This window comes from Haloarcula sp. H-GB5 (assembly GCF_054850705.1).
Genome location: NZ_JBTWBG010000002.1, coordinates 1,196,894 through 1,220,677 on the forward strand (window position 1 = coordinate 1,196,894; position 23,784 = coordinate 1,220,677).

Annotated in this window: 24 protein-coding genes; 8 read left to right on the top strand and 16 right to left on the bottom strand. The window is 64.3% G+C overall.

Annotated elements, in window-relative coordinates; all coding sequences use genetic code 11:
* Positions 1–63 precede the first annotated feature (63 nt).
* Positions 64–1,461 (bottom strand): cryptochrome/photolyase family protein, encoded by a 1,398-nt coding sequence (locus tag ACYJ11_RS14135; RefSeq protein ID WP_461648225.1) that lies wholly within the window; start codon positions 1,459–1,461, stop codon positions 64–66.
* Positions 1,462–1,504: 43 nt separating this feature from the next.
* Between ACYJ11_RS14135 and ACYJ11_RS14140 the strand changes: the two genes are divergently transcribed.
* Both ACYJ11_RS14140 and ACYJ11_RS14145 read left to right on the top strand, forming a co-directional pair.
* Complete coding sequence (locus tag ACYJ11_RS14140) at positions 1,505–2,362, top strand: enoyl-CoA hydratase/isomerase family protein (protein ID WP_461648226.1); 858 nt, start codon at positions 1,505–1,507, stop codon at positions 2,360–2,362.
* A 148-nt stretch (positions 2,363–2,510) separates the two neighbouring features.
* Entirely contained in the window at positions 2,511–3,029 is a 519-nt protein-coding gene (locus ACYJ11_RS14145; protein ID WP_461648227.1) for a winged helix-turn-helix domain-containing protein, read from the top strand.
* A gap of 60 nt (positions 3,030–3,089) precedes the next feature.
* Here ACYJ11_RS14145 and ACYJ11_RS14150 read toward each other — a convergent pair whose 3' ends face one another.
* Both ACYJ11_RS14150 and ACYJ11_RS14155 read right to left on the bottom strand, forming a co-directional pair.
* Positions 3,090–3,371, bottom strand: coding sequence for a UPF0058 family protein (locus ACYJ11_RS14150; protein WP_004592794.1), 282 nt, complete (start codon positions 3,369–3,371; stop codon positions 3,090–3,092).
* 71 nt (positions 3,372–3,442) lie between these two features.
* The gene (locus ACYJ11_RS14155; RefSeq protein WP_004517946.1) at positions 3,443–3,658 is read right to left on the bottom strand and encodes a ribbon-helix-helix domain-containing protein; all 216 of its coding nucleotides are present in this window, start codon (positions 3,656–3,658) and stop codon (positions 3,443–3,445) included.
* Between the two features lie 268 nt (positions 3,659–3,926).
* Between ACYJ11_RS14155 and ACYJ11_RS14160 the strand changes: the two genes are divergently transcribed.
* Together ACYJ11_RS14160 and menD are read left to right on the top strand one after the other, a co-directional pair.
* The gene (locus ACYJ11_RS14160; RefSeq protein WP_461648228.1) at positions 3,927–5,264 is read left to right on the top strand and encodes an isochorismate synthase; all 1,338 of its coding nucleotides are present in this window, start codon (positions 3,927–3,929) and stop codon (positions 5,262–5,264) included.
* On the top strand, positions 5,261–7,039 hold the full coding sequence (gene menD, locus ACYJ11_RS14165; protein ID WP_461648229.1) for a 2-succinyl-5-enolpyruvyl-6-hydroxy-3-cyclohexene-1-carboxylic-acid synthase: 1,779 nt from the start codon (positions 5,261–5,263) through the stop codon (positions 7,037–7,039). Before ACYJ11_RS14160 ends, menD begins: the two co-directional genes overlap by 4 nt.
* A gap of 4 nt (positions 7,040–7,043) precedes the next feature.
* Here the strand turns inward: menD and ACYJ11_RS14170 are convergent, their stop codons facing one another.
* Both ACYJ11_RS14170 and ACYJ11_RS14175 read right to left on the bottom strand, forming a co-directional pair.
* Positions 7,044–7,997 (bottom strand): J domain-containing protein, encoded by a 954-nt coding sequence (locus ACYJ11_RS14170; protein ID WP_188977077.1) that lies wholly within the window; start codon positions 7,995–7,997, stop codon positions 7,044–7,046.
* A 58-nt stretch (positions 7,998–8,055) separates the two neighbouring features.
* A complete protein-coding gene (locus ACYJ11_RS14175) occupies positions 8,056–8,355 on the bottom strand; it encodes a hypothetical protein (protein ID WP_461648230.1) in 300 nt (99 codons plus the stop codon).
* A gap of 95 nt (positions 8,356–8,450) precedes the next feature.
* Here ACYJ11_RS14175 and ACYJ11_RS14180 point away from each other — a divergent pair, with 95 nt between their 5' ends.
* Positions 8,451–9,404 (top strand): 1,4-dihydroxy-2-naphthoyl-CoA synthase, encoded by a 954-nt coding sequence (locus ACYJ11_RS14180; protein WP_461648231.1) that lies wholly within the window; start codon positions 8,451–8,453, stop codon positions 9,402–9,404.
* Positions 9,405–9,425: 21 nt separating this feature from the next.
* Here the strand turns inward: ACYJ11_RS14180 and ACYJ11_RS14185 are convergent, their stop codons facing one another.
* From ACYJ11_RS14185 to ACYJ11_RS14205, 5 genes are read right to left on the bottom strand one after another with little or no spacing between them, the layout of a single operon-like run.
* Positions 9,426–9,776, bottom strand: coding sequence for a helix-turn-helix transcriptional regulator (locus ACYJ11_RS14185; protein ID WP_004517952.1), 351 nt, complete (start codon positions 9,774–9,776; stop codon positions 9,426–9,428).
* A 27-nt stretch (positions 9,777–9,803) separates the two neighbouring features.
* Positions 9,804–10,541, bottom strand: a complete 738-nt coding sequence (locus ACYJ11_RS14190) for an NRDE family protein (RefSeq protein ID WP_461648232.1) — start codon at positions 10,539–10,541, stop codon at positions 9,804–9,806.
* 54 nt (positions 10,542–10,595) lie between these two features.
* On the bottom strand, positions 10,596–12,119 hold the full coding sequence (menE, locus tag ACYJ11_RS14195; RefSeq protein WP_461648233.1) for an o-succinylbenzoate--CoA ligase: 1,524 nt from the start codon (positions 12,117–12,119) through the stop codon (positions 10,596–10,598).
* Positions 12,112–13,158: an o-succinylbenzoate synthase gene (menC, locus tag ACYJ11_RS14200; protein ID WP_461648234.1), complete on the bottom strand. Its 1,047-nt coding sequence runs from the start codon at positions 13,156–13,158 to the stop codon at positions 12,112–12,114. The genes menE and menC overlap by 8 nt, the downstream gene beginning before the upstream one ends.
* Positions 13,155–14,114 carry a 1,4-dihydroxy-2-naphthoate polyprenyltransferase gene (locus ACYJ11_RS14205; RefSeq protein ID WP_461648235.1) on the bottom strand — a complete coding sequence of 320 codons (960 nt, stop codon included), beginning with the start codon at positions 14,112–14,114 and terminating at the stop codon, positions 13,155–13,157. Before ACYJ11_RS14205 ends, menC begins: the two co-directional genes overlap by 4 nt.
* Positions 14,115–14,248: 134 nt before the next feature.
* On the opposite strand from ACYJ11_RS14205, the gene ACYJ11_RS14210 reads away from it, so the two are divergent.
* Together ACYJ11_RS14210 and ACYJ11_RS14215 are read left to right on the top strand one after the other, a co-directional pair.
* Entirely contained in the window at positions 14,249–15,868 is a 1,620-nt protein-coding gene (locus ACYJ11_RS14210) for a long-chain-fatty-acid--CoA ligase (protein WP_461648236.1), read from the top strand.
* A gap of 162 nt (positions 15,869–16,030) precedes the next feature.
* On the top strand, positions 16,031–18,277 hold the full coding sequence (locus ACYJ11_RS14215; RefSeq protein ID WP_461648237.1) for a hybrid sensor histidine kinase/response regulator: 2,247 nt from the start codon (positions 16,031–16,033) through the stop codon (positions 18,275–18,277).
* A 149-nt stretch (positions 18,278–18,426) separates the two neighbouring features.
* Here ACYJ11_RS14215 and ACYJ11_RS14220 read toward each other — a convergent pair whose 3' ends face one another.
* The 5 genes from ACYJ11_RS14220 to ACYJ11_RS14240 form a co-directional block, all read right to left on the bottom strand.
* Positions 18,427–18,861, bottom strand: a complete 435-nt coding sequence (locus ACYJ11_RS14220) for a hypothetical protein (RefSeq protein WP_170096086.1) — start codon at positions 18,859–18,861, stop codon at positions 18,427–18,429.
* Positions 18,862–18,927: 66 nt separating this feature from the next.
* Positions 18,928–19,977 (bottom strand): SMP-30/gluconolactonase/LRE family protein, encoded by a 1,050-nt coding sequence (locus ACYJ11_RS14225; RefSeq protein WP_461648238.1) that lies wholly within the window; start codon positions 19,975–19,977, stop codon positions 18,928–18,930.
* A 92-nt stretch (positions 19,978–20,069) separates the two neighbouring features.
* Positions 20,070–20,372 carry a hypothetical protein gene (locus tag ACYJ11_RS14230; protein WP_188977099.1) on the bottom strand — a complete coding sequence of 101 codons (303 nt, stop codon included), beginning with the start codon at positions 20,370–20,372 and terminating at the stop codon, positions 20,070–20,072.
* Positions 20,365–21,378 (bottom strand): DUF7490 domain-containing protein, encoded by a 1,014-nt coding sequence (locus ACYJ11_RS14235; RefSeq protein WP_461648239.1) that lies wholly within the window; start codon positions 21,376–21,378, stop codon positions 20,365–20,367. The genes ACYJ11_RS14230 and ACYJ11_RS14235 overlap by 8 nt, the downstream gene beginning before the upstream one ends.
* Positions 21,379–21,458: 80 nt before the next feature.
* Entirely contained in the window at positions 21,459–22,238 is a 780-nt protein-coding gene (locus tag ACYJ11_RS14240) for a DUF2797 domain-containing protein (protein WP_461648240.1), read from the bottom strand.
* Positions 22,239–22,286: 48 nt separating this feature from the next.
* On the opposite strand from ACYJ11_RS14240, the gene ACYJ11_RS14245 reads away from it, so the two are divergent.
* On the top strand, positions 22,287–22,742 hold the full coding sequence (locus ACYJ11_RS14245) for a YbhB/YbcL family Raf kinase inhibitor-like protein (protein WP_461648241.1): 456 nt from the start codon (positions 22,287–22,289) through the stop codon (positions 22,740–22,742).
* An 8-nt stretch (positions 22,743–22,750) separates the two neighbouring features.
* Here the strand turns inward: ACYJ11_RS14245 and ACYJ11_RS14250 are convergent, their stop codons facing one another.
* Complete coding sequence (locus ACYJ11_RS14250; protein ID WP_461648242.1) at positions 22,751–23,677, bottom strand: NAD-dependent epimerase/dehydratase family protein; 927 nt, start codon at positions 23,675–23,677, stop codon at positions 22,751–22,753.
* Positions 23,678–23,784 lie beyond the last annotated feature (107 nt).

The following is a 23,784-nucleotide window of genomic DNA, read 5'->3' on the forward strand; positions in this document are numbered from 1 at the left end:
CAACGCGGCCTCGTCTCGCGTGTAAGCACCCGGGAGAGTTCAGTGAAGCGAAACGAAATCGCTTTAGTCGTCTCCTCTGGCCTGCTCGAACATCGTCAGGGCCTGCTCGCGGCGCTCACTGTGGTCGACAACAGGGTCCGGGTACTCCGGCGCAGCGTTGCGCCGCTGTGTGAGCGAACACTCGTTCCAGTCGTGGATAACTTCCGGCGCGGCGTCCCGTAGCTCCGGGACGTACTCTTTAATGTACTCGGCATCCGGGTCGTAGTCTTCGCCCTGTGTCATCGGATTAAAAATGCGGAAATACGGCTGAGCGTCGGTCCCAGTGGAGGCTGCCCACTGCCAGCCGCCGTTGTCGTTGGCCGTGTCGTGATCGACCAGTTTCTCGCGGAACCACTCGTAGCCATGTCGCCAGTCGATGAGCAGGTCCTTCGTGAGGAAGGAGGCAACGATCATCCGGACGCGGTTGTGCATGTACGCCTCCGTCCGGAGCTGTCGCATTCCGGCGTCGACGATGGGATAGCCCGTCTCGCCGTCTTTCCAGGCCTGCAACAGCTCTTCGTCGTTCTCCCACTCGATCGGGTTCTCGTAGGACTTGTAGTTCGAGGTAACGACGTGGGGGTGGGCGAACAGCACCTGCGTGTAGAACTCTCGCCAGGCCAGCTGAGACTGGAACTCCCGCACGGACTCGCGGCGGTCGCCGCCAGTCCCTTCCTTGGCGTCCTGCGTCCGGTCGTACACCTCCCGAATGCCGATAGTTCCGAACTTCAAATGGGCCGAGAGCCGGGAGGTGCATTCGTCGGCCGGGAAATCCCGGCGCTCCTCGTACTCGTAGACGTTCTCGTCGAGGAAGTCATCGAGCAGGGCGCGTGCGTCGTCGGTTCCCGCCGCGGGCACGGTCGCTTCCGGCTCCTCGAAGCTGAGATCGGCCAGCGTCGGGATCGAGTCGCCGTCGACATCGGCCAACTCGTCAGTTGATGGCGGGTCGTAGGGGGCTTTCTTCTCGCGGTCGTGCCACTTCCGGCCGAAGTAGGTGAAGACGCTGTAGGGGTCGCCGTCGTTCGTCGTAATCTCGCCCGGTTCGTGTAACACGGCGTTCTGGACGGCCTCGCGGGCAACGTCCGCGTCGTCGAGTGCTTGCCGGACGGCCGCGTCGCGTTCCCGTGCAAGCCCGGAATAGTCCTTGCCCCAGGTGACTTTCTCCGCGCCGTACTTGGCTGCCAGTTCCGGTAGTACGGACGTGGGGTCGCCCTCAGCAATGACGAGGTCACTGCCGCGGTCGCGGTACCATTCACGCAAACTGTCGAGAGCGTCCAGCATGAACGCGACCCGGGGTGGGCCGGCGTGGTTGAGAACGGCCCTGTCGAAGACGAACACCGGGACCACCGGGTCGGACGGAGTCGCCGCGGCGAGGCCGGCGTTGTCCGTCGCCCGGAGGTCACGGCGGTGCCAGTGCAGGCGCATATATAGTACACGGACCAGCCCGGCCAAAAGCTACTGCCCAACGATGTTGGTCTGTCAGGCGCTGACGGACACCACTGTTATCTTTCCGCCGGTCGAGGGCCAACGTATGGAAGACGCGACCGTGACGCTGTCTATCGACGACGGGATCGCCACAGTGACGCTGAACCAGCCGGAGTCGCGAAACGCCCTGTCAGCGGAGTTGGCCGACGCACTCACTGCTAAGTTCGAATCGGTGACCGACAGCGACGCCCGGTGTGTTGTACTGGAGGGGGCGGGTCCGGCGTTCTGCGCTGGCGGGGACATCAACGCAATGGTACAGGGGGTAGAACACGACCGCCCGCCGGCTACGCAGGTCGAACTGGTGGTCTCGTCGCTCCACGAAGCGATCCGGACCGTCCACAGCTGTCCGCTCCCGGTCGTCGCAAAAATCGACGGCCCCGCCTTCGGTGCCGGCGCAGGACTCGCGCTGGCCTGTGATATGCAAGTCGCAAGCACCGATGGCCAGATCGGCTTCGGCTTCCGCCAGGTCGGACTGGCATGTGACTCCGGCGTCTCCTACTTCCTTCCGCGAATCGTCGGCCCGAACAAGGCCAAGGAACTCCTGTTTACCGGCGAACTGCTGGACGCTGCGGCAGCCGGGGAACTCGGGCTGTTCACCCGGGTGTTCGACGCAGAGACGTTCGAGTCAGCGTTTTCGGAACTCGTCGCGGACATCGCCGCTGGACCGACAGTCGCACTCGGGCACACCAAGCGCCTGGTCAACCGAAGCCTGGACAGTTCGCTGGAACAGGCACTCGAAAACGAAGCCACCGCGCAGGGTCTCGCGTTCACGACTGACGACCACGAGGAAGGGACGACCGCGTTCGTCGAGAAGCGTGACCCGGAGTTCGAGGGCCAGTAAGGTGATGACTGTAACCAATACGACCACTGATTCAGCACCCGCCAGCTAGCCAACAAATAATGCCTCCGAGTGTTCCAACACAGATCCGACCGGCCACTAGTACCGCAGCTGAACGTGTCTGTACCCCCGCTGGGATGGAGGCCACGACATGACCGACGACCCCCCGGACTGGGAGTTCAGCGAGCGGGACATGTACATTCTCCGCGAACTTTCGGCGGACCCCCAGCGGTCGTCCCGCGAGCTTGCGGATCTACTGGAGTCCGAGTACGGCATCGATGTGTCGCACGTAACGGTCAGCGAATCGATCCGGGAAATGCGCGACGCGGACGTCTTCCGTGAGACCATCGTCCCGAACGAGGAACTGTTCAATTTCGCGCTGTTCGAGTTCAAGTTCAACCCCGAGCATTTCGCCGACTCCTGGCACGACGCGATGGTGTCCATTCGGGACGACCGGCACACGCTGTTTTACTTCCTTTCCGACGGCGAATATCAGTGGAAGTCAGTGATGATGTTCCCGAGTCGGACGGCCGAATCCCGCTGGATACACAACTTCTACAAGGAACACGGCGACGTGATTCAGAACGTCCGGAACTCAGTCGTCCACAACGTCCTGAAATTCAAGACGGACCCGGAGCTGTTCACCGAGCTCGACGGCGAGAGATCGTAGCCAAGAGAGGAGACGGGTCGAAATAAAGACGAGGGAGAAGACGGCTCGACAGCGTCGTGGTTACAGTTTCCGCTCGGCGTCCTCGGCCAGTTCCTTCATTCGCTTACTGACCCGGCCCGCGTCCGAGAACTCGTCTTCGCTCATCGCCGTCGCCAGCGAGTTACCGAGTACGAACACGGCGTGTTTGTGCTCGCTTTTCGACTTGTGGACGTCCGATGGCCGCACGTCGAGTTCCTGGTAGGCGTCGAACAGCTCCGGATCGACCGAGTCCATGTCGTCGCGGAAGTACTCCATGATCGTCACCATCTGCTCGTGTAGCTCGAGAAGCTCGTCTTTGTGCATAGCTACAGTATGCGGTGGCACGTCCATAAGAATTGCTTGAGAAGGGATACCAGACGCTCACGCCCGTATTTTCAGAAGACGTACTCGTCGTCGTGGCCCATCATGCCGTCTTCTTCGAACCCTGGTTCCTCGTCTTCGTCCTGTGGTCCGGAGGTTTTGTACGCCTTGAGCCCGGTCGACAGGAGGTCCTCGATGGCTTCCTCGCGGTTGAGGAACTCGCCTTTCTCGACGAGCTGCGCGATTTGCATCTCCAGGTGTTCCGGGATATTGATCTCTACCTTAGGCATCGCAACATAGGGGGCTTCGACTATGCCCTATTTAAACTTGACGGGGGTGTGTTCGGAGATTACATAATTACAATTGTAGAACTGAGAGAGGAACTTTGTGAACCCAGATATTAATTTCCGCGAACCGGAATCTCGGTGGCGCTATGTCGCGTGGCGGGTCAGAACGGCGTAAAATAGGTGGCTCGAACACGACGGCCCGGTCGAACCACACCATGTGGAATCGAGCGTATAGTTAGGCTCAAAGGTGCGCAATCCTAAGGCATGGCTGATGGAACCACTGCGTGGTGACGAGACGACGGTTGGTGAGACAACGGTCGTCGCACGCGGGTGTCGCCTCGACGATGCACCGGTGCGGGCGGTCTTGGAAACAGACGCGCGCCCTCGGTTCTTCTGGGCGGCCGGTACAGAGTCAATCGCAGCCCGCGGGAGCGCGGCGACTGTGACTGCCGACGGGCAGTCGCGGTTCGACGACGTGCGGACAGCGCTTGAAGCGCTGTTCGATGACTGCTCAGTTTCCGAGAACCTCCCGAGTGTCGCTCGACCGCGAGCGTTCGGCGGGTTCGCATTCCACAATGGAAGCCACGACGGAGAGGACTCTCCCTGGGATGGTTTCCCCAGTGCGGCGTTTTTTCTCCCCGAGATACAGGTAACGAAGCGAGACGACGACGCCTGGCTCACGACGGTCGCGACGGGGCCCGAGGCCGCGACCGAAGCTGAGACGCTACTGGAGGAGTGGCGCGACCGGTTGGTCGCGGACCCAGAGACAGAGCCGGGAACCCCGCCGGGCATCTCACACCGGAAGCGAACGCCCACACAGGACGGCTGGCGCGAGCAGGTGGCGGCCGCCACAGAGAGTATCGACCGCGGTGACCTCCAAAAGGTCGTGCTCGCACAGAGCCTGAGTGTCGCGCTGGACGCGGAGCTATCGGTCCCGGACGTGATGGCCCGCCTGTCCGAGACGTACCCGGACTGCTACCGATTCATGCTGTCGCCGGACTCCGGCGGCACCTTCTTCGGAGCCACGCCGGAGCGGCTGGTCTCGGTCCGCGGGCGAACCGTCCGGACGGAGGCACTCGCTGGCTCGACTGGGCGTGGCGACACACCTGCCGAGGACGAGTGGCTCGCCGCCGAACTCCTCGACAGCGAGAAGGACCGCCACGAGCAGAAGCTCGTTGCCGACGCAATACGAGACCAGCTTGAGCCCTTTGCCTCGACAGTCCGCATCGGCGATCGGACCGTCCGTCGGCTCGCCACGGTCCAGCACCTTCGGACGTCGATAACAGCCGAACTCGACGACGACGAGCACGTCCTCTCGCTGGTCGAGGCGCTCCACCCGACACCGGCAGTGGGCGGACTCCCACCGGACGTGGCACTACGGACTATCCGTGAGACGGAGGCGTTCGACCGCGGCTGGTACGCCGCCCCGATCGGCTGGGTCGACGCCGCCGGCAACGGGACCTTCGCTGTCGGCATCCGTTCGGCCGTCGCTACGGAACACGAGGCGACGCTCTTTGCGGGCGCGGGAATCGTCGCGGACAGCGACCCCGACCGCGAGTGGGACGAGGTCCAGCTCAAATACCGGCCGATACTGGACGAGTTGGAATGACGGCCCCGAACGTCAACACGCTGTGGGCAGAGACGCTCGTTTCCGAACTCGCTGCGGGCGGCGTCGACGCGGTGTGTCTCTCGCCCGGCAGTCGCTCGACGCCGCTGACGGTGGCCTTCGCCGAACACCCCGACATCGAAGTGTTCTCCCACCTCGACGAGCGGTCAGCGGCCTTCTTCGCGCTGGGACGCGCCCGCCGAACCGGCGAGCCGACGCCGCTGGTCTGCACGTCGGGCACCGCTGCGGCGAACTACCACCCGGCGGTCATCGAGGCGAACCAGTCGGGCGTCCCGCTGCTCCTGCTGACGGCGGACCGCCCGCCGGAACTCATCGACAGCGGAGCGAACCAGACTGTCGATCAGGAGAAACTGTACGGCGACGCTGTCCGCTGGTATCGAGATATGCCCGAGCCGGAGGCCGAGCCGCGGAAGGTTCGGATGCTACGGACCACGGCGGCCCGCGCGCTCAGAGAGAGTACCGGCAGCGACCCCGGCCCAGTTCACCTGAACTGTCGGTTCCGGAAGCCACTGGAGCCGACGCCGATGGCCGAGGACGACCCGGCGGGCGTTCCGGCCGACTGGGCAGATGGCGACGACGCGGCCGAAACCGGCCGCGACGGCCCGTTCGTCACGACGAGCGAGGGCGTCGCTACGCCGGGCGAAGAATCGGTGCGCCGCGTGCAAGACGCACTCCGGGCCGCCGAACGGGGACTCATCGTCGCTGGGCCGGCCGACCAAGGGCTCAGTGCAGATTCGCTTGAACGGCTGGCGTCGGCTACCGGCTTCCCCGTTCTAGCGGACCCGCTGTCTGACCTGCGGTTCGGTCCACACGTCGACCGCCTCGACGTGCCGGTCTGTGGCGGCTACGACGGCTATCTCGGAAGCGACGGCGTCGACCAGTGGGACGACCCCGATGTCGTCATCCGCTTCGGTGCGTCACCGACTTCGAAGCCGTTGCGTCACTACCTCCGGGACGCCGACTGTCAGCAGTTCCTCGTCGACCCGGCCGGCGGCTGGTCGGAGGCCGAGTTCACGGCGACGGACCTGCTCGTTGCTGACCCCGATGCCACCGTGGATGCGCTCGTAGCCGAGTCGCTGAGTGGCGGCGCAGCGTCGTGGCGTGAACAGTTCGCCAGGGCGGAGCAGGCCCACTGGGACGCCGTTGCTGAAACTGCTTCGGAGACCTACTGGGAGGGGGGCGTCCTCGCGGACGTGGCGGCGCTGGCTCCGGACCCGGCCACGCTGTTCGTTTCGAACAGTATGCCGATACGGGACATGGATCGCTTCGGCCGTCCCCGTGACGCTGACCTGACCGTGCTGGGCAACCGCGGAGCCAGCGGTATCGACGGCATCACTTCAACGGCGCTTGGGGCCGGCAGCGCGACGACCGACCCGCTCGTGCTCGTCACCGGCGACCTGGCGTACTACCACGACATGAACGGCCTGCTCGCGCTCGGCCGCTGTGCGGTAGACGCGACAGTCGTCCTGCTCAACAACGACGGCGGCGGCATCTTCCACATGCTGCCCATTGAGGACCACCCCACGTTCGAGGACCAGTTCCGGACGCCACACGGGCTCGACTTCGAGCCGACGGAGGCGCTCTATTCCCTGGAGTTCGAGCGGGTGGCCGACCGCCGGCAGTTCCGCGAGCGCTTCGGCGACTCAGTCCGGAGCGATGGGACACAGGTCATCGAGGTCCGGTTCGACGCGGGCGATAGCCACGCGGTCAGAGACCGGCTTGCCGAACAGGTCGGGAAAGCCCTCGCTGACGACTGATCTGTTAGAGCCGTAGCACGGACGCCGTCAACAGCGACAGTCCGAACGGGAGCCACGTCCCCGACAGCGCGAGTGCTCCGATAAGTGAGAACGCGCTGATGTTCAGTACGACCAGTAGCACCGCCGTCGTCAGGCTCCAGCTTCCGAACACCATGATCGCAATCGTGGGTTCGGACTGGAGGTAGCCGATCATGAAGAGCGTACAGACTCCGATGGTCACATTGACCCACAGCGGGAACGCCGGAAGCAGTGCGCTGAACAGCATCACTGGATAGAGCGCGAACGTGATGGCAAACAGCGTCAGCCCCCGGCCGGTCGGCATCTCCAGAAGCGACCCGCGGGACAGGGTGTCCGTCTGTCGGACAGCGTACGCGGACGACGAACTCCAGGTTGCGCTGCTGCCGTCACTGTCGCTGAAGCCGCTGGTCGCGGTTGCGCCGGATCGCCAGGTCGACTCTGCGTTCGACGCGGTCGCCGTCTCGCCCGCCGCATCGGTCGACTGGTCGTTACTCGACGACGCATCGGTGCCAGTGGTCGAGCGTTCGTCTTTGTCCTCAGCGACGCGGTCTCTGGCGGCTCGTTCGCGTTGTGCCCGCTCCCGGGCGTTCGTCCGGGACGTCGTCCGGTCAGTGCTCGCTTCGGTTCGGTCGCCAGCCGATTCAGACTCATCATAGCCAGCACGCCGTGCCGCTTGGGCCACGTCACTACCGTCGTCGTCCGCTATGTTGCTCTCGCCCGCGACATAGGTATCGTGACCCAGCCGGTCGTAGCGCGCCCGCTCGTCCTCGTCGGTGAGCACGTCGCGGGCTTCGATGAGCCGCTGTGTCGCCTCGCCGGCGTCGGCCGCGTCGCTCACGTCGGGATGGGTTTCCTTCAGTCGCTCCCGATAGGCCGCTTCGATCGCCGCCGTCGACGCGTCAGTTGGAACGCCCAATACCTCGTAGAACGTCTCGGTCATACCGGGTGTCCCACCTGGATTCGAGGGGTCGACAGGAACGGCCACCGACGCCGCTCAGTCACTCGTTCTCGACGCCCCCTTCGGTCTCTGTGTTGTGTCCGTACGACTCCGACGGCTGCTGATGGTCCCCAGCGGACTCCGATTCACGGGTACGCGCCGTCGCAAGCCGTTCCAGCGCCGTCGCGATCCGTTCGAGCGTGAACACGAACCGCACGACCAGATACAGGAGCCAGGGGACCATAGCTACAATCAGCCCGAGTAGAATCTGCTGGAGGATTATGAAACTGTACACGACAATGAGGATGGAGAGGCCCGCAAGTATCCCCATCACCGCCTTTTTGTTCGATGTGGAGGGCATCGCTAGTCGGTTCGTGTGCGTGGCACCAAAGGGTTTCCTCCGCTGTGTGAGCCTGTACGAGGAATCTTTTTGCGAGGGCCGTCCCGAGCCACGGTATGGTCTCTGAAATATTCGACCCGGAACGGTGGACGGCCATCGACCGGTTCGACTTCACCGATATCACCTATCACCGCTCGACTGAGACGGGTGCGGTCCGCATCGCCTTCGACCGCCCGGAGAAGCGCAACGCCTTCCGGCCGGAGACGGTCGACGAACTCGCGACGGCGCTGGACCACGCCAAGCGCCAGACCGATGTCGGCTGTGTCCTCCTAACCGGGAACGGCCCCTCCGAGAAGGACGGCGGCTGGGCCTTCTGTGCCGGCGGGGACCAGAGCATTCGAGGTGAAAGCGGCTACGAGTACAGCGAGTCGCCACGCGACTCGGACACAGCGAGCGGGGAGCAAAGCGACCCGCGAGAAACGAGCGACGGCGTGGAAGACGACGCGCCGGAGAACGTCGGCCGGCTTCACATCCTCGAAGTCCAGCGACAGATCCGCCACATCCCCAAGCCCGTCGTCGCCGTCGTGCCGGGGTGGGCCGTCGGTGGCGGTCACTCGCTGCACGTCGTCTGTGACCTCACACTTGCCAGCGAGGAGCACGCGAAGTTCCTCCAGACAGACCCCGACGTGGGGAGCTTCGACGGCGGCTTCGGCTCGGCGTATCTCGCGCGACAGGTGGGCCAGAAGAAGGCCCGCGAGGTGTTCTTCCTCGGCAAGACCTACGACGCCGACGAAGCCGCCGACATGGGGATGGTCAACGACGTGGTGCCCCACGAAGAGCTTGAGGACACTGCCATCGAGTGGGCTCAGCGGATGAACGAGAAGTCACCGACGGCGATGCGGATGCTCAAGTACGCGTTCAATCTGGACTCCGATGGCATGGTCGGACAGCAAGTGTTCGCCGGGGAGGCGACGCGGCTGGCCTACATGACCGACGAGGCACAGGAGGGACGGGACGCGTTCAACGAAGGGCGCGACCCGGATTTCGACGACGTGCCGTGGCACTACTAACGCACGCCGCGTAACCGTTAGTCAGTCCTCGTAAGCGAGGGTCATGACCCACTGCGAGAAGGTGTCGTCGTGGGGGTCGACTTCTTCGTCGCCGATGAACGGCGAGAGCTGGTCACCGGCCATCAGAAGCGAGAAGTCGAGGTCGCGGGCCGCGGGGGTCAGATAATACGTGTTATGCCCCTCGTACACTGTTTCCTCACGCTGGATGAGGTCCTTCTCGAACAGGGACTCGACGATGCGACTCCCCTTTCGCGAGGAGACGTCGAGTTCCTTCCAGAAGTCGCTCTGGTGGATGCCACCGGACTCCCGAATCAGTTCGAGCCCGGCCCGCTCGCCGTCAGAAAGGTCCGCCTCCGACGCTGCTGAACTCATGTATTACTCATACCGTGAGTCGGCCGCTTAAATCTGACCTTCGACCGGGCGGTAGGGCGTCCGGCACGGTGGCCCGTCCGCGTACCGATACTCACGGTCGGAGCCCAGTGTAATAAGCGACGACGAGCGCGTGCCGAACCCGTCGCCGTGGACGCAGACGCCGTACTCGTGGTCGCTGATGGTTTCGCCTGCCCGGTCAATCCATCCGTCGGCGGATTCGCCGGGTTCCGGAGCGAGCGCCTCGTGAAGCCGCGTCGCGTTGTTCGCTTGCTCTTCGCCAGCGTCGGGCCGATTGGCCGGAATCCGGTAGTCGCCGTCCGCGCCGACGTTGACGACGACGTGGACACCGGGCTGGAAGTTCCGGACCGCGAGCTGACCGTCCCATTCCAGCAGGACTGCCGCATTCTCGTCGGCCAGCAGGAGATTGAACCCCTCGTACTCGGCCTCCCTCGTCGCTTGCTCGACGGCGCGGGCGGCTGCTTCCGCGCTTTCGTGGCTCAACGTGTCCCGGACGAGCAGGCCGCGCGAGCGGTCACCGGCGAGGTCGGCGTCAACCCAGCGGTTCGTCACCGCCGCCAGCAGGCCGTGCTCGTTGTAGCCGATCCACGTCCCGTCGGCTTCCTCGTCGGCCGGCGCGACGACGCGACTGCCCCAGTGGCGCTGTTGTGGCGGCTGTGACGGCCTATCGAGTCGCTCGTCGCGGTTCGCCGCGACCGCGACCGGCGTGCCGTCGAAGACCTGCCACGCGAGGACGATTGTGCACACGAAAGTGGATACGCTGTGGACGTAGAAAACCGCTTGGCCACGAGCCCCAATCCGCTACGCCGATTCGTTCGACTCGGCGGCAGTCTTGAGGCGCGATCGGACGGCGGAGCGGTCGACGGTGCCCGAAGCCGTCCGCGGGAGCGCGTCGACGGCCCGTACCGTCTTCGGGACCTCGTACGGCGCGAGTCGCTCGGCACAGTGGTCACGAACCGCCGTGGGCGTCACATCGCCGACGACCAGCGCGGCGACACGCTGGCCCCACTCCTCGTCCGGAAGGCCCACGACGGCCGCGTCTTCAATTGCCGGATGGGCACGAATAGTGTCGGCAACCGTGCTCGCGTCGACGTTCTCCCCACCGGTCACGATCTGGTCGTCGACGCGGCCCTCGACCCAGAGGTGTCCGTCCGCGTCCCGATAGCCGATGTCACCGGTCCGGAAACCGTAGTCGCTGAACGCGTCACCGTCACCGTTCAGGTAGCCCGGCGTCACCGTGGGGCCGTCGACGATTATCTCGCCGTGCTCGCCGGGGTCGCACGGCTTGCCATCGGCGACGACCGTAACATCGGTGAACACCAGCGGCTGGCCGACAGTGTCGGCGTTCCCGAAGGCCGTCTCGGGCCGCGCCGTCGCTATCTGGGACGCTGTTTCAGTCATTCCGTAGGTGGGACAGACTGGTATGCCCCGTTCCTGGCACCGTTCGATGAGCGTCTCGCTCGCCGGGCCGCCACCGAGCAGGACGAACCGGAGAGAAGACGGCGGTTCCCAGCCCGCGTCCAGTAGTCGCGACAGCATCGTCGGCACCAGCGAGACGCCCGTTACCCCGTGTTCCGCGAGGACCTGCTGTGTCGCGTCGGCGTCGAACGACCGCTGGACGACGACGGCGGTGCCGTACAGTGCGCTTCGGACGAACGGCGCCAGTCCGCCCATGTGGTACGTCGGTAAACAGACCAGCCAGCGGTCATCCGGGAGCACGCCGAGGCGGTACGACGACGCGACGGCGCTGCCGACGAGGTTGCCGACGGTCAGTCGGACGCCTTTCGGCTCACTGGTCGTCCCCGAGGTGAAGATGACCAGCTGGGTGTCCGTGCGGGAGAGAGATGCCGGGGTCACGTCGGTGGCTGTTTCGTCAGCCGAGACCGCCGCTGCCGTCTCGTCGGCGACGGCAGCCGCTGACAGTTCCCTGTCGACCGAAACGACGGGACAGCCGCCGAGGTCGGCCGCAAGCGACGCAGTGCTGTCTCCACAGACCAGCAGATCGGCGTCGACCGTCGAGAGCTGGCTGTGGAGCGTTTTCGAGTCGAGTTCGACGTTCAGCGGCGCGAGCGTCGCCCCGAGTCGCATCATTGCGAACAGGAGCGTCCCGACCGCCGGCCGCGTGGGCAGGAGCGTCGCGACGGTGGCGTTCGAGGCGTCGAGCCGCTGGTCGAGTTCGGCAGCCACCGCGTCGACGGCGGCGTCGAGTTCCCGGTAGGTGACCTTGTTTCCAGAATCTGCCGCAACCATTGCCGTCCGGTCAGGCGTGGTGTCGGCACGGTGGGTGACGAGGTCCTGTGTCGGCCAGTCGAGAAGGTCACACATCGGTTTCAACCTCCGCCGGCTCGATGCCGAGGCCGGTCGACTGGGGGACCGACATCGCGCCATCGGTTACTGTCGTCGGGTCCGGCGCGAGGTCGGCCGCCAGACGGTCGCCGGTCGCCAGACCGCAGGCCGCAACGTCGGGAATCGCTGCGGCGACGTGCAGCGCCGCAAGGCGGGCAACGACGGCGTCGATGGTCGTCGTGACGACCGGCTCGACACCCTGCTCGCGGGCGCGGAGCGCCAGCGTGTGAGCGTTGCCGGGGCCGCCCAGCACCATCGGTTTCAGTATCAGCACGTCGGCCGCATCGGCGTCGAGTACGCTGTCGACCCGGCGGTCGACAAGGGATTCATCGAGCGCGACACCGACACCGTTGCCCCGCAGCTCGGCGTGGCCGGCGAGATCGTCGGCGGGAAGCGGCTGTTCGACGTAGGCCACGTCCAGCGGCGCGAGCCGGTCGAGGGCGTCTTGCGCCTGGTCACAGGACCACGCGCCGTTGGCGTCGGCTCGCACGGTCACGCCGTCGCCCACCCGCTCGCGAACGGTCCGGACGCGCGCTACGTCTTCGTCGACGGTTCGCTTCCCGACCTTGAGCTTACAGCAATCGTAGCCGGCCTCGACCGCTTGCTCGACGGCGTCGGCGGTCTCAGCCGGGGACCCGTCGCCGACCGTTGCGTTGACCGGAACCCGGTCGCATCGCCTGTCGGACTCGAACCACTGGTACAGCGGCACGCCGTCGGCTCTGGCGTCGGCGTCAAGCAGCGCGGTCGCAAAGCCGTGTCGGGCGGCAGGAACCGATGCGGCGTCCAGCGACAGCAGGACATCTGTGTGCCCGCCGTCGGCTGCGACCGTGGCAGCGTCGTCGAGCCCGCGTTGGCAGTCGTCGACCGACTCCGTCCAGCCCGGGAGCGGCGTGGCTTCGCCGATGCCGGTTTCGCCGCGGTGGTCGTAGCGGACGACGAACCCGGAGCGCCGGCTGATCGTCTCCCGAGCGGTGACAAGTGGGCTTGACAGCGGGAGCGAGAACGAATTGACCTTCATAGTAGCTGTGGGACCGCGAGACCCGCCGCAAACAGGACAGAGTGGGCGAACAGCGTCTGGCCGACCCGTTCGAGCGTCGGGTTCAGTGCGTCCCCGCCGGTCTGTGTGAGGACCGTCTTCGAGACGGCCGCCGCCAGTGGCAGCGTAAGCAGCGGGGCCAGTGCCGGCAGCCCGTACTGATTGTCGAGGGCAAACACGACTGGGACGACGTAGGCCATCCCGACCATCAGGAGAAACTCGACGCGGCTCCACCCGTAGCCCAGATAGACGGCCAGCGTCTTCTTGCCAGCGGCACGGTCCGTCTCGCGGTCTCGGATGTTGTTGACGACGAGAATCGCGGTCGACAAGCCGGCCGCCGGGAGACTTGCCGTGATGGCGGCGGCAGTGACCGACCCCGGCGGTAGTGTCATCGGGAACGTGCCGACGCCGCCTGCGCTCGCAACCGCCTGTACGTAATACGTGCCGGTAACCGCGATGACACCGAAGTAGACGAACACGAACAGGTCGCCTAGGCCACGGTAGCCGTAGGGGAACGGACCGCCGGTGTAGAGAATCCCGGCGGCGATGCCCGAGAGACCGACAACAACGATAGGAAGGCCGCCGATGGCGACGAGATAGACACCAATGACGACAGCGAGGCCGTAGGTCGCTATCATCGCCCGCTTGACCTCCTCGGCGTCGATGAGGCCGCCAGCGGTTACGCGAGTGAACCCCTGTCGCTCGTCGGTGTCGGCCCCCTTCACCGCGTCGTAGTAGTCGTTCGCAAAGTTCGTTCCTACTTGGATTAGCAGCGCGCCCACCAGCGCTGCGACTGCCGGCAATAGAGCGAAGACACCGGCGTGGACTGCCAAGCCCATCCCAACGATGACCGGCGCGGCCCCGGCAGGCAGTGTCTGTGGCCGCGCAGCCATCACCCACGCCTGCCGCTTCGAAACGTCTGCCGTCGCTGTACTCATTGCTGAAAACTGGGGACGCTATCCTCAAAGCGACTGTGGTTCGACAGGCACCCAAAATATGACCGGTTCCGAGACAGCAAGATCAGGGGAGTATCACAACCACTTTATCATGATTAACCATACGATAGCCTGAGATGCATAAGCCACTGCTTACCACGGATTTTCTCGACCGTGCGCGGGAATACTACGGGGACAAAGAGGCTGTCGTCGCCACGACCGGTGAGCGCTTCACGTACGACGAGTTCGGGGAGCGAGCCGACGGGTTCTCGGCAGCGATGGCTGCCCGCGGTATCGAGAAGGGGGATCGGGTGGCCGTGCTGGACCCGAACACGCACTACCAGCTCGAAGCGGCCTACGGAACCATGCAGTTGGGTGCGGTCCACACGCCGCTGAACTACCGGCTCGTGCCGGACGATTTCGAATATATCCTCTCGGACGCCGAGGTCGACGCCGTCTACGCGGACTACGAGTACGCCGAGAAGATCGAGCCGATCCGCGACGAGGTGCCCACCGAAATTTTCGTCACCAACGACACAGATGCAGTCGACGGCGACTGGGAGTCCTTCGATGAGATCATCGAGGAGGCGGGCACCGACTACGAGCGCCCCGAGATGGACGAGGACGACCTCATCACCATCAACTACACGTCGGGGACTACGGGCGACCCGAAGGGTGTCTGCCGGACCCACCGGACCGAGACGCTCCATGCTTACATCGTCGCACTTCATCAGGAGATTTCGGACGACGATGTCTACCTCTGGACGCTCCCGATGTTCCACGTCAACGGCTGGGGCCACATCTTCTCGGTCACCGGCATGGGTGCGAAACACGTCTGTACCCGCGGCGTCGACGCCGAGGGCATCTTCGATGCCGTCAGGACGGAGGACGTGTCCTATCTCTGTGGCGCGCCGACGGTGCTGAACATTCTGGCGGACCGCTACGAGGACCACAACGGCGATATCGAGACGACCGGTGCGAACGACGTGCGCATCGCGACGGCCGGCAGCGCCCCGCCAGAGGCTGTCATCCGAACCGTCGAGGACGACTTCGGCTGGTATCTGAAACACGTCTACGGCGCGACCGAGACCGGCCCGCTCGTCACGACCTCGGACGCTCGGCGCTTCTTCGAGGACGGGAGCGACGCCCGCTTCAGCGTCAAGAAGCGACAGGGTATCGGCTACCTCGGGACGGACGTCCGGGTCGTCGACGAGGATGGCAACGACGTGCCACACGACGACGAGACACTTGGGGAAGTCGTCGTCCGCGGCAATCAAGTGATGGACCGCTACTGGAACAAGCCCGAACAGACGGAAGAGGCCTTCTCCGACCGCGTCGAGGGCTACTACCACATGGGTGACCTGGCGACGGTCGACGAGGACGGCATGATCGCCATCCGCGACCGCAAGAAGGACATCATCATCTCCGGCGGCGAGAATATCTCCAGCATCGAACTGGAGGACACGCTCTACGAACACGACGCTGTCAGCGATGTCGCAGTTATCCCTGCCCCGAGCGATGAGTGGGGCGAAACGCCGAAGGCCTTCGTCGTCCCGAATTCAGGCGACCCCGACAACCCCGGCGTGACGGCCGAGGACCTCCGAACCTTCACCCGAGAACAACTGGCGACCTACAAGGTCGTTCGCCGCGTGGAGTTCGTCGAGGAACTGCCCACGACAGCGACTGGGAAGGTTCAGAAGTACGAACTCCGCGAACAGGAGTGGGAAGACGAAGACGAGATGGTCGGCCAGGGATAGCGGCGCACAGCATCATTGGTCGGAAGTGTAAACCTGTTTATATTTAAACGGGGCCAAAAGATGGAACACGTAGCCCGCCAATGACAGGCACATGTTAGCTTCCGATTTCAGAGATGGTCTTTTAACTCAGCGTCCTATAATGTGTGACTACTACCCAAAGGTATGACGGCTATTGCTGAAACCATCTGTATTCTCCACGTCGACGACGAGCCAGGATTTGCCGAGATGACGGCGTCGTTTCTCGAACGCGAGGACGACCGGTTAGACGTGCAGGCCACGACGAGCGCCGCGACGGGACTGGAGATCCTGGCCGACACCGACATCGATTGCGTCATCTCGGACTACGACATGCCCGACTGGAACGGTATCCAGTTCCTCGAAGCTGTCCGCGAGGAGTACGGTTCGCTTCCCTTCATTCTCTACACCGGCAAAGGCTCCGAAGAGATCGCCAGCGACGCGATATCGGCCGGCGTCACCGACTATTTGCAGAAAGAAAGCGGCACCGACCAGTACGCGGTACTCGCGAACAGAATCACGAACGCTGTTGAGTCCCAGCGTGTCAAACGCGAGCGCAACCGCCAACTCGATGCTATCGAGACTGCACAGGAGGGGATCAGCATTCTCGACGAAGACGGACGGTTCATCTTCGTCAACGAAGCCTATGCGGACCTCTACGGCTACGAACCTGACGAGATGGTCGGTGAACACTGGGAACTGCTGTATCAAGAGGAAGACATTCCACGGATCAACGACGAGATCATCCCGACAGTTCAGGACACCGGGTACTGGAACGGGACGACGACAGGACTCCGTGCCGACGGGAGCACGTTCACGGAAGACCACGTACTCGCTCAGACCGACCGCGGTGAGTTGGTCTGTACGGTCCGAGATATTTCTGAGCAGCGGGACGGCAAACAGGAACTCTCCCGTATTAAACGCGCTATGGATGAGGCCCCTATCGGAATCATACTCGCCGGCCCCAAGCAGGATGACGCCCCAATAACCTACGCCAACAGACGATTTCTGGAGCTTACCGGCTACACCGAGTCGGAGGTATGCGGCCGGAACTGCCGGTTCCTGCAGGGCGAGGCGACCGAGTCGGAGCCGGTCGACGCGATGCGGGCGGCCGTTGACGAGGGCGACCCGGTGTCGGTCGAACTCCGGAACTACCGGAAGGACGGAACCATGTTCTGGAATCAGGTGTCTATCGCCCCGGTCCGTGATGACGACGGAACCGTCGTCAACTACGTCGGGTTCCAGCACGACATCACTGAGCGGAAACAACACGAACGTCGCCTCAAAGCTCTCAGTGAATCAGTTCAGGATCTGCTTCAAGCGGACACGCGTGAAAAAGTCGCCGAGATCGGCGTCGAGACGGCGCGCACTGTACTGGGACTCGAAGCGAACACGATCCACCTCTACGACGAGAACGAACGAATCCTCGAACCGGTCGCCGCCTCTGACGGGATATATGACTTGGTAGACGATTTGCCGACATTCATGCCCGGAGACAGCATCGCGTGGCGAGTCTACGACTCCGGCGACGCGCTCGCCGTCGATGACGTTCACGCCGACCCGGACATCTACAACCCGGACACGCCGATCCAAAGCGAGCTATATCTCCCCCTTGACAAACACGGAATCCTGCTGGCCGGCTCGGAAACGGCCGCGGCGTTCGACCAGCGGGACGTCGTCCTCGGGGAGATCCTTGCTGGACACGTCACCAGCGCACTCAAGCAGGTCGAGGGAACCGAACAGTTGCGCGACCACCAGCGAGAACTCGAACAGCACAACGACCGGCTCGAAGCGTTTACCAGCGTCGTCTCACACGATTTACGGAATCCGCTGAGCGTTGCGCAAGGACGACTGGAACTGGCACGCAAGCAGTGCCAAAGTGAGCATCTGGCCGCTGTCGAGCGAGCACACGAGCGGATGGACACGCTACTAACTGATCTGCTCACACTGGCGCAGGACGGTGAGACCGTGACCGACCCCGAACCGGTGGCGCTCACACCGCTCGTGGAAGATTGCTGGACAAACGTCGAGACGGCCGATGCCACGCTCGTCACCGACATCGACCGGACTGTCCTGGCAAACGAGAGCCGTCTGAAACAGCTATTCGAGAACCTCGTTCGGAACGCGGTCGAGCACGCCGGGCCGGACGTGACCGTGACGGTCGGGGCGGTAGCCGACGGGTTCTACGTTGCGGACGACGGCCCCGGCATCCCCGAAGCCGACCGGGACACCGTGTTCGAAGCCGGCTACTCGACGAGCACGGAGGGGACTGGATTCGGGCTGAGTATCGCCAGGCAGGTCGTGGAGGCACACGGCTGGGAAATCAGCGTCCATGACAGTGCTGACGGCGGCGCACGGTTCGAGATTACCGGTGTCTCGTTTGACGATATGTAGCGACTGGGAGAGCGTCCTTTTCGGCTCTTGTTGGCCCCGTTCAGAGACTCAGTCACCCTATCGCTGTTCGATGCTGAGCGGATGCTCTCGGTGGGATTCGGATGAGTCTGTCCCGTTCGTCCGCAAAAACGTCGGCCAGTCGTGTTCCGTTAGTCTTCGAGCGCGTCGGCGATGCGGTCGAGCGAGCGTCGCATGTCGTGGACTTCGTCCCGGAGCTTTCGCATCTCACGGGTGAGTTCCTCGTTGTCGCTACCGCCGGATTCCTCGTGCTGGCTTGGCGGGCCGCCGCCCATGCCGCCGGGGCCGCCCGGACCGGGACCACCGGGGCCGCCGCCCATCATGCCGCCCATCATCTGCGCGAAGGGGTTGCCCCCGCCCATGCCGCCGGGGCCGCCGCCACCGCCCATCATCTCTTCCATGCGCTCTTCGCGGCTCATCTCTTCGCCATCGCCCTCGCCTTCTTCGCGCTCCTCGGCGCGCTGCTGTCGGATCTCCTCGACCCGCTCGCGGAAGGACTTCTCCTCACCGTTGTCCTCGGTCGCCTCCGCCGATTCGCCAGCGTCTTCAGGTTCATCGTCTGCCATACGCTCGGCTTTGGTTGGGCCGCTGAAAAGGGTTGCCGTCCGAAGACAGTCGGTGTAGATGGTTGGTCAGCGAGGGACGCTGGTCCGGAGGATCGCGCCGTCTTCGGGTGACTGGTTCGCGAAGTTGCAGATGAACAGCGACCCGCGCTGGTCGCCGGTCCCGAAGAGCACGTCCGAGGGGAACACCAAACCGTCGTCCGCTGTTGCGACGGCGTCCGTGGTCCCGTCCGCAGTCACTCTGACGACGCGGTTCTGGCTGTTGGCGGCGACGTAGATGCTACCGTCCCGGCTGGTAATCCCATCTGCACCGAATATCGCACCGCCTTCGAAGAACATCGACGGCTCGCCGGCGGTACCGTCCGACTCGACCGGGACACGGAGCAGCCTGCCAGTGTCTTCGGGGGCTCGCGTCACTGCGACGTAGATATCGCCGTCGGCGTCGCGGGTAATCCCGTTCGCGCCGAAACTCTCCGTCTCCAGCCGGTCGTCGTCCAGCCAGGTCGACCGCTCGCCGTCGGTCGTGACCGCGTAGACCACGCCGCTCTGGGACTCGGTCACCAGCAGGCGCTCCCGGTCGGTATCGTAGTGGATGTCGTTCGGGAACCCACTGATGCCCACGAGCTGTGTCGCTTCGCCGTCAGCTGGGACTTCCCAGACGCCCGCCTGATCGTCCTGCGTGGCGACGGCGACGTACACCGTTCCATCGGGTGCTGTTTCGACGCCGATCGCACCGGGCAGTGTCGCAATCTGTTCGGTGTCGTCGAGCGTGAGGTCGGTCGCACCGGTCTCTGTTTCGGGGACGCGCCGAACCTCGCCGGCCGTGATACCGAAGTACAGGCCACCGTCAGGGCCAAGCGCCATATTCTCGGGCACACGGTCGCCGCCGACCGAGACGAGCGTCTCGACGGCTGCCTGGTCCGGCGTCGCTGTCTCGGTGTCGGTTGCCGGCGGCTCGTCGGTTGTCGTCGTGGGTTCGGCATCACCATCGTCAGTGGGTGACGGCGTCGAGTCAGTGGCAGTCGACTCGTCGCCGCCGGTACAGCCGGCCAGACTCACGCCGGCGATGGCGCTGCAACTCGCCAGGAACCGTCGCCGCGTCGCGCGTCGTCGGGACATACGGATACCTCTCGACGTATGGCTGACACGCCCCTGAACCCTCGGATTACTGAAACGCCGACTGTGGGTACCTGATATGGCTGGCGACGGATTCAGGCGAGCCGTCGGACTAGCACCGAGAGCCCCAGCCCACAGGCGAGCACCACGGCGAGGTTGAACGCCGCGTTGAACAGCGGCCGGTACCGGTCAGTGACGAACGTATCAATCGCTGACGACGCGGAGAAGTAGAACTGCAGTGTCGCGATGAGTGCCACGAGCGTGAGAATAGCGAACACCGCCCACTGCGCGTAGGTAGCTATCGCGGGACCCGAGTCGTCATCGGTCTCGCCGACAGCGTCGCCGGTATCCGCGTCGATATCCTGTGCCACTGTGTCGGTGTTGGAGGTATCACTCATTGGTCTGTCTCCGTGCAACGAGGAGCGCGCTTGCGAGGACCGCAAGCAGTCCGATCAGCGCCGTGAATCCGGGACCATCGGCCGAGGTCTGCTGTGGTTCGTCCATCCCCTGCTCCGCTGGCCGGTCCTGCTCGAAATCGCTGGACTGGAAGCCGACCTGTTCTCTGGTTTCGTTCTCCTGGAGGCGCTCCGTCGGATGGAGGTTCGCCGGGGAACTCTCCGTCCCGACGATGACGCCGTCGGAAAGCAGCATGCCGTCGAGCCAGTAGTTGTAGTCATCAGGCACCGTCAGTTGGGTTCTGACGATCTCAGTCCGGCCGGGGCGGATCTGGCCGACCCGCACGGTCGACTCGTCAGCGATGACATTCGAGTCAGCTTGCCGTGCTCGGAGCCGGAGTGAGAGGTCAGTAGACGGATTGTTGCCGGCGTTCGTGACGTACACTGAGACGTTCAGCGTCGTCCGGTTGTCCGAGACGCCGTCGATCCGGTAGGTGATAGAGTCCAGCGGGACGCCGGCGTTCTCGAAGCGCTGGAAGGCCACGGTACTGCGGGCGTATGCCGGTGTGAGTGCATCGACGTTCTGGACCGACTGCTGACCGGTCTCGATTCGGTCACCGTCCTCGTAGACGATCGTGTCGATCCGATAGCCGCCCGCCCGCTCGACCGTGATGTTCGACCGCACCGATACCTCTCGTTCCCCTTCGACTGTGCCAACCGACTGCCGCGTCGTCGTCGCAACGAGGCCGGTGTCCGAATCGATGGCCCGCGTCTCGACGGTGACGTTCTCGGCGGGACCGCCGCGGTGCGAGAGCCGGGCGTCGATGGCGAGCGTCACTGTCTGGCCGTCGACCGACGCCGGTTCGATGGTCGTCTCGCGGAGGTCGAGGTAGCTCTCGCGAACGTTGTCCTCGGGTTCGGAGAGCGCGCCGGGGACCGCTGTTGCACCGATGAGCATGGTCAGGACGACCACGACCACGCCACCGGTCAGGAGGGTTTCACGTCGCACACGAGGATGGGCAACAGCCGCATTTAAATGTCTTCTGCACTGTCAGATGTGGACTACAGCGACGCTAGTCGCCGGTGTTATCAGAACGCGCCGAGGCTCGACTGAAGGTCGCGGTCGGTTCCGCCGTCTGAAAGTTCGTAGCCGACGAGCTGTCGGAGGTCGACGGCGTAGACGCTGCCGTTGTTCTCAAGCACGGCGACCCGTCCCTTCGTCCCCCGGATGGTCCCCGTCGCTAGCGTCTCGGCCATCGGACGGTCCGAAAGAGAGAGGCCGTACTCGAAGTCGTAGGTCGCAAGCGGGTCGTAGCGCTCACAGAGCGACGCCCACCAGTCCGTATCGACGGACTGGTCGAATCCCGATATCTTCGTGGGGACTCTGACCCGGTCGCCCAACTCGACGGCGATGTCGGCCTCGACCTGCCGGGCGATACGGCCGTCGGCGACGGTCCGAAGGTGGGCGGCCCTGTCGGCCCCCTGCTCGCGGAGCCGCGTCTCCAGCCGCCAGGAGCGGGTGACCCCGACCTTGATCACGTCCGGCGCGAACGCCGCCAGGTACACCGCGTGCTCCTCGTCGCAGGTATCGAGGGGCTTGTTACAGTCCCCGGTACAGCGGGCACACGGCCAGATATCGGTGTGTTCCGGACAGTACGGCGCGGGGTCGTTGCCACAGTGAAAATGTCGGTCGTCGTCGACTGCACCGGCACAGTGGCGCTCGCCGAGCGTGTACGAGAGTTCGGTGCCCGGGTCTAATCGCTCAGTAGTCACGCTCCCGTCCTCGGCCAACAGGAGCGCGGCGTGTTCGTCGACCCGCGCGCGATAACCCACGACCTGCACGTCCGGCGGTTCGGCGCGGAGCCGCAAATGGCTGCCGGGACGATGCTTTTGTGTTTGTCTGTCATATCTCCAGACATGGCAGACCTACAGCTCCGAAGCCCTGCGTTCGGCGACGGCGAGCGCATCCCCGAGGAACACGGCTACTCGGCAGCGAACACGAATCCCCCGCTGGAGGTCGAGCACGTCCCGTCGGACGCGTCATCGCTGCTCCTCATCGTCGATGACCCGGACGCCGAGGAGCCAGCCGGGAAGGTATGGGACCACTGGCTCGTCTGGAACATTCCGCCGGATATAGGTCGGGTTCCGGAGGGATGGACACCTGCCGAGGCCACAGAGGGACAGAACGACTTCGGCGAGGTTGGCTGGGGTGGTCCGAGTCCGCCGGACCGGGAGCACACGTACCGGTTCCTCCTATATGCGCTAGACACGACGCTCGATCTCTCCCCGGCGGCAGACAAGGATGACGTGTACGACGCGGCCAGCGGCCACGTCGTAGAAAAGGCACAGCTAAACGGTACGTACCCGGCCTGAATCCGAGCTTAGAGTTCTTCGAGCAGTTCGCGGGTCGACTGCCGCACCGCGTCGTCGCTCGACTGCTCGGGTTCCCAGCCGAGCGCCGAGAGCTTATCGATGGAGAGGCGCATCCGCGGCACGTCGCCGGTCCAGCCGCGGTCGCCGCCAGTGTACTCGTACTCGGGGTCGATATCCATCTCGTCGGCGACGATGCTGGCGATGCGATCGACTGACGTGGTCGTCCGCGTGCCGAGGTTGAACACGTTGTGGTCCTTATCGGCGTGTTCGACGGCGAACAGCATCGCGTCGAGACACTCGGAGATGTGCATGTAGGACTTCTCCTGGCGGCCGTCGCCGAGAATTGTCAGCGTCGACGGGTCCTCGGTGAGCTTCTCGATGAAGTCGGGGATGACCGCCCCGCGCAGGCGCGGGCCGACGATGTTTGCGAACCGGAACACCCACGACTGGATGTCGTGGCTGTGGGCGTACGTCGAGACGAGCGATTCCTCGGCGAGTTTCGTCGCGCCGTAGACGCTGATGGGTTCAAGCGGCGCGTAGTCTTCCGGCGTCGGCCGCGGCGCTTCGCCGTATACCGTGGACGACGACGTAAACACGAGGTTCTCGACGCCGGCTTCCTGCATCCGTTCGAGGATGTTGTACGTGATGTCGCTGTTGTCCTCGAACTGTCGGCGAGGTGTGTCCGTATCGACCAGTTTCGACGCCGCGAGGTGGACAACGAGGTCGACGTCACTCGTGATAGCCTCGGCGACGATGTCGGGATCAGTGAGGTCGCCATCGAGGTAAGTCGCGTCCTTGTGGACCCACTCAGATTGCCCGTTCGCTTCGTTGTCGACGACCACGACGTCGTTGTCCGGAACGAGGCGCTCAACCAGATGGGACCCGATAAAGCCCGCCCCGCCGGTGACGACTATTCGCTTCTCTGATACGTCCATAGTTGCGATGTTTCGCATGCGAGGTAAAACGTTGCGGTCGCGGCCGATTCCGGGGGAGTCGGTAGGCAAGTAACGGATGACAACGTCGTTTTATAGCTTCCCCTGTG

Coding starts and splice junctions, on each gene's coding strand:
- ACYJ11_RS14245 (WP_461648241.1), top strand. CDS start 22,287: ATGGCAGACCTACAGCTCCGAAGCCCTGCGTTCGGCGACGGCGAGCGC.
- ACYJ11_RS14155 (WP_004517946.1), bottom strand. CDS start 3,658: ATGCCTAAGGTAGAGATCAATATCCCGGAACACCTGGAGATGCAAATC.
- ACYJ11_RS14220 (WP_170096086.1), bottom strand. CDS start 18,861: ATGGCAGACGATGAACCTGAAGACGCTGGCGAATCGGCGGAGGCGACC.
- ACYJ11_RS14225 (WP_461648238.1), bottom strand. CDS start 19,977: ATGTCCCGACGACGCGCGACGCGGCGACGGTTCCTGGCGAGTTGCAGC.
- ACYJ11_RS14135 (WP_461648225.1), bottom strand. CDS start 1,461: ATGCGCCTGCACTGGCACCGCCGTGACCTCCGGGCGACGGACAACGCC.
- menD (WP_461648229.1), top strand. CDS start 5,261: ATGACGGCCCCGAACGTCAACACGCTGTGGGCAGAGACGCTCGTTTCC.
- menC (WP_461648234.1), bottom strand. CDS start 13,158: ATGAAGGTCAATTCGTTCTCGCTCCCGCTGTCAAGCCCACTTGTCACC.
- ACYJ11_RS14230 (WP_188977099.1), bottom strand. CDS start 20,372: ATGAGTGATACCTCCAACACCGACACAGTGGCACAGGATATCGACGCG.
- ACYJ11_RS14170 (WP_188977077.1), bottom strand. CDS start 7,997: ATGACCGAGACGTTCTACGAGGTATTGGGCGTTCCAACTGACGCGTCG.
- ACYJ11_RS14210 (WP_461648236.1), top strand. CDS start 14,249: ATGCATAAGCCACTGCTTACCACGGATTTTCTCGACCGTGCGCGGGAA.
- ACYJ11_RS14185 (WP_004517952.1), bottom strand. CDS start 9,776: ATGAGTTCAGCAGCGTCGGAGGCGGACCTTTCTGACGGCGAGCGGGCC.
- ACYJ11_RS14250 (WP_461648242.1), bottom strand. CDS start 23,677: ATGGACGTATCAGAGAAGCGAATAGTCGTCACCGGCGGGGCGGGCTTT.
- ACYJ11_RS14140 (WP_461648226.1), top strand. CDS start 1,505: ATGTTGGTCTGTCAGGCGCTGACGGACACCACTGTTATCTTTCCGCCG.
- ACYJ11_RS14205 (WP_461648235.1), bottom strand. CDS start 14,114: ATGAGTACAGCGACGGCAGACGTTTCGAAGCGGCAGGCGTGGGTGATG.
- ACYJ11_RS14180 (WP_461648231.1), top strand. CDS start 8,451: ATGGTCTCTGAAATATTCGACCCGGAACGGTGGACGGCCATCGACCGG.
- ACYJ11_RS14160 (WP_461648228.1), top strand. CDS start 3,927: ATGGAACCACTGCGTGGTGACGAGACGACGGTTGGTGAGACAACGGTC.
- ACYJ11_RS14215 (WP_461648237.1), top strand. CDS start 16,031: ATGACGGCTATTGCTGAAACCATCTGTATTCTCCACGTCGACGACGAG.
- ACYJ11_RS14150 (WP_004592794.1), bottom strand. CDS start 3,371: ATGCACAAAGACGAGCTTCTCGAGCTACACGAGCAGATGGTGACGATC.
- ACYJ11_RS14175 (WP_461648230.1), bottom strand. CDS start 8,355: ATGCCCTCCACATCGAACAAAAAGGCGGTGATGGGGATACTTGCGGGC.
- ACYJ11_RS14145 (WP_461648227.1), top strand. CDS start 2,511: ATGACCGACGACCCCCCGGACTGGGAGTTCAGCGAGCGGGACATGTAC.
- menE (WP_461648233.1), bottom strand. CDS start 12,119: ATGTGTGACCTTCTCGACTGGCCGACACAGGACCTCGTCACCCACCGT.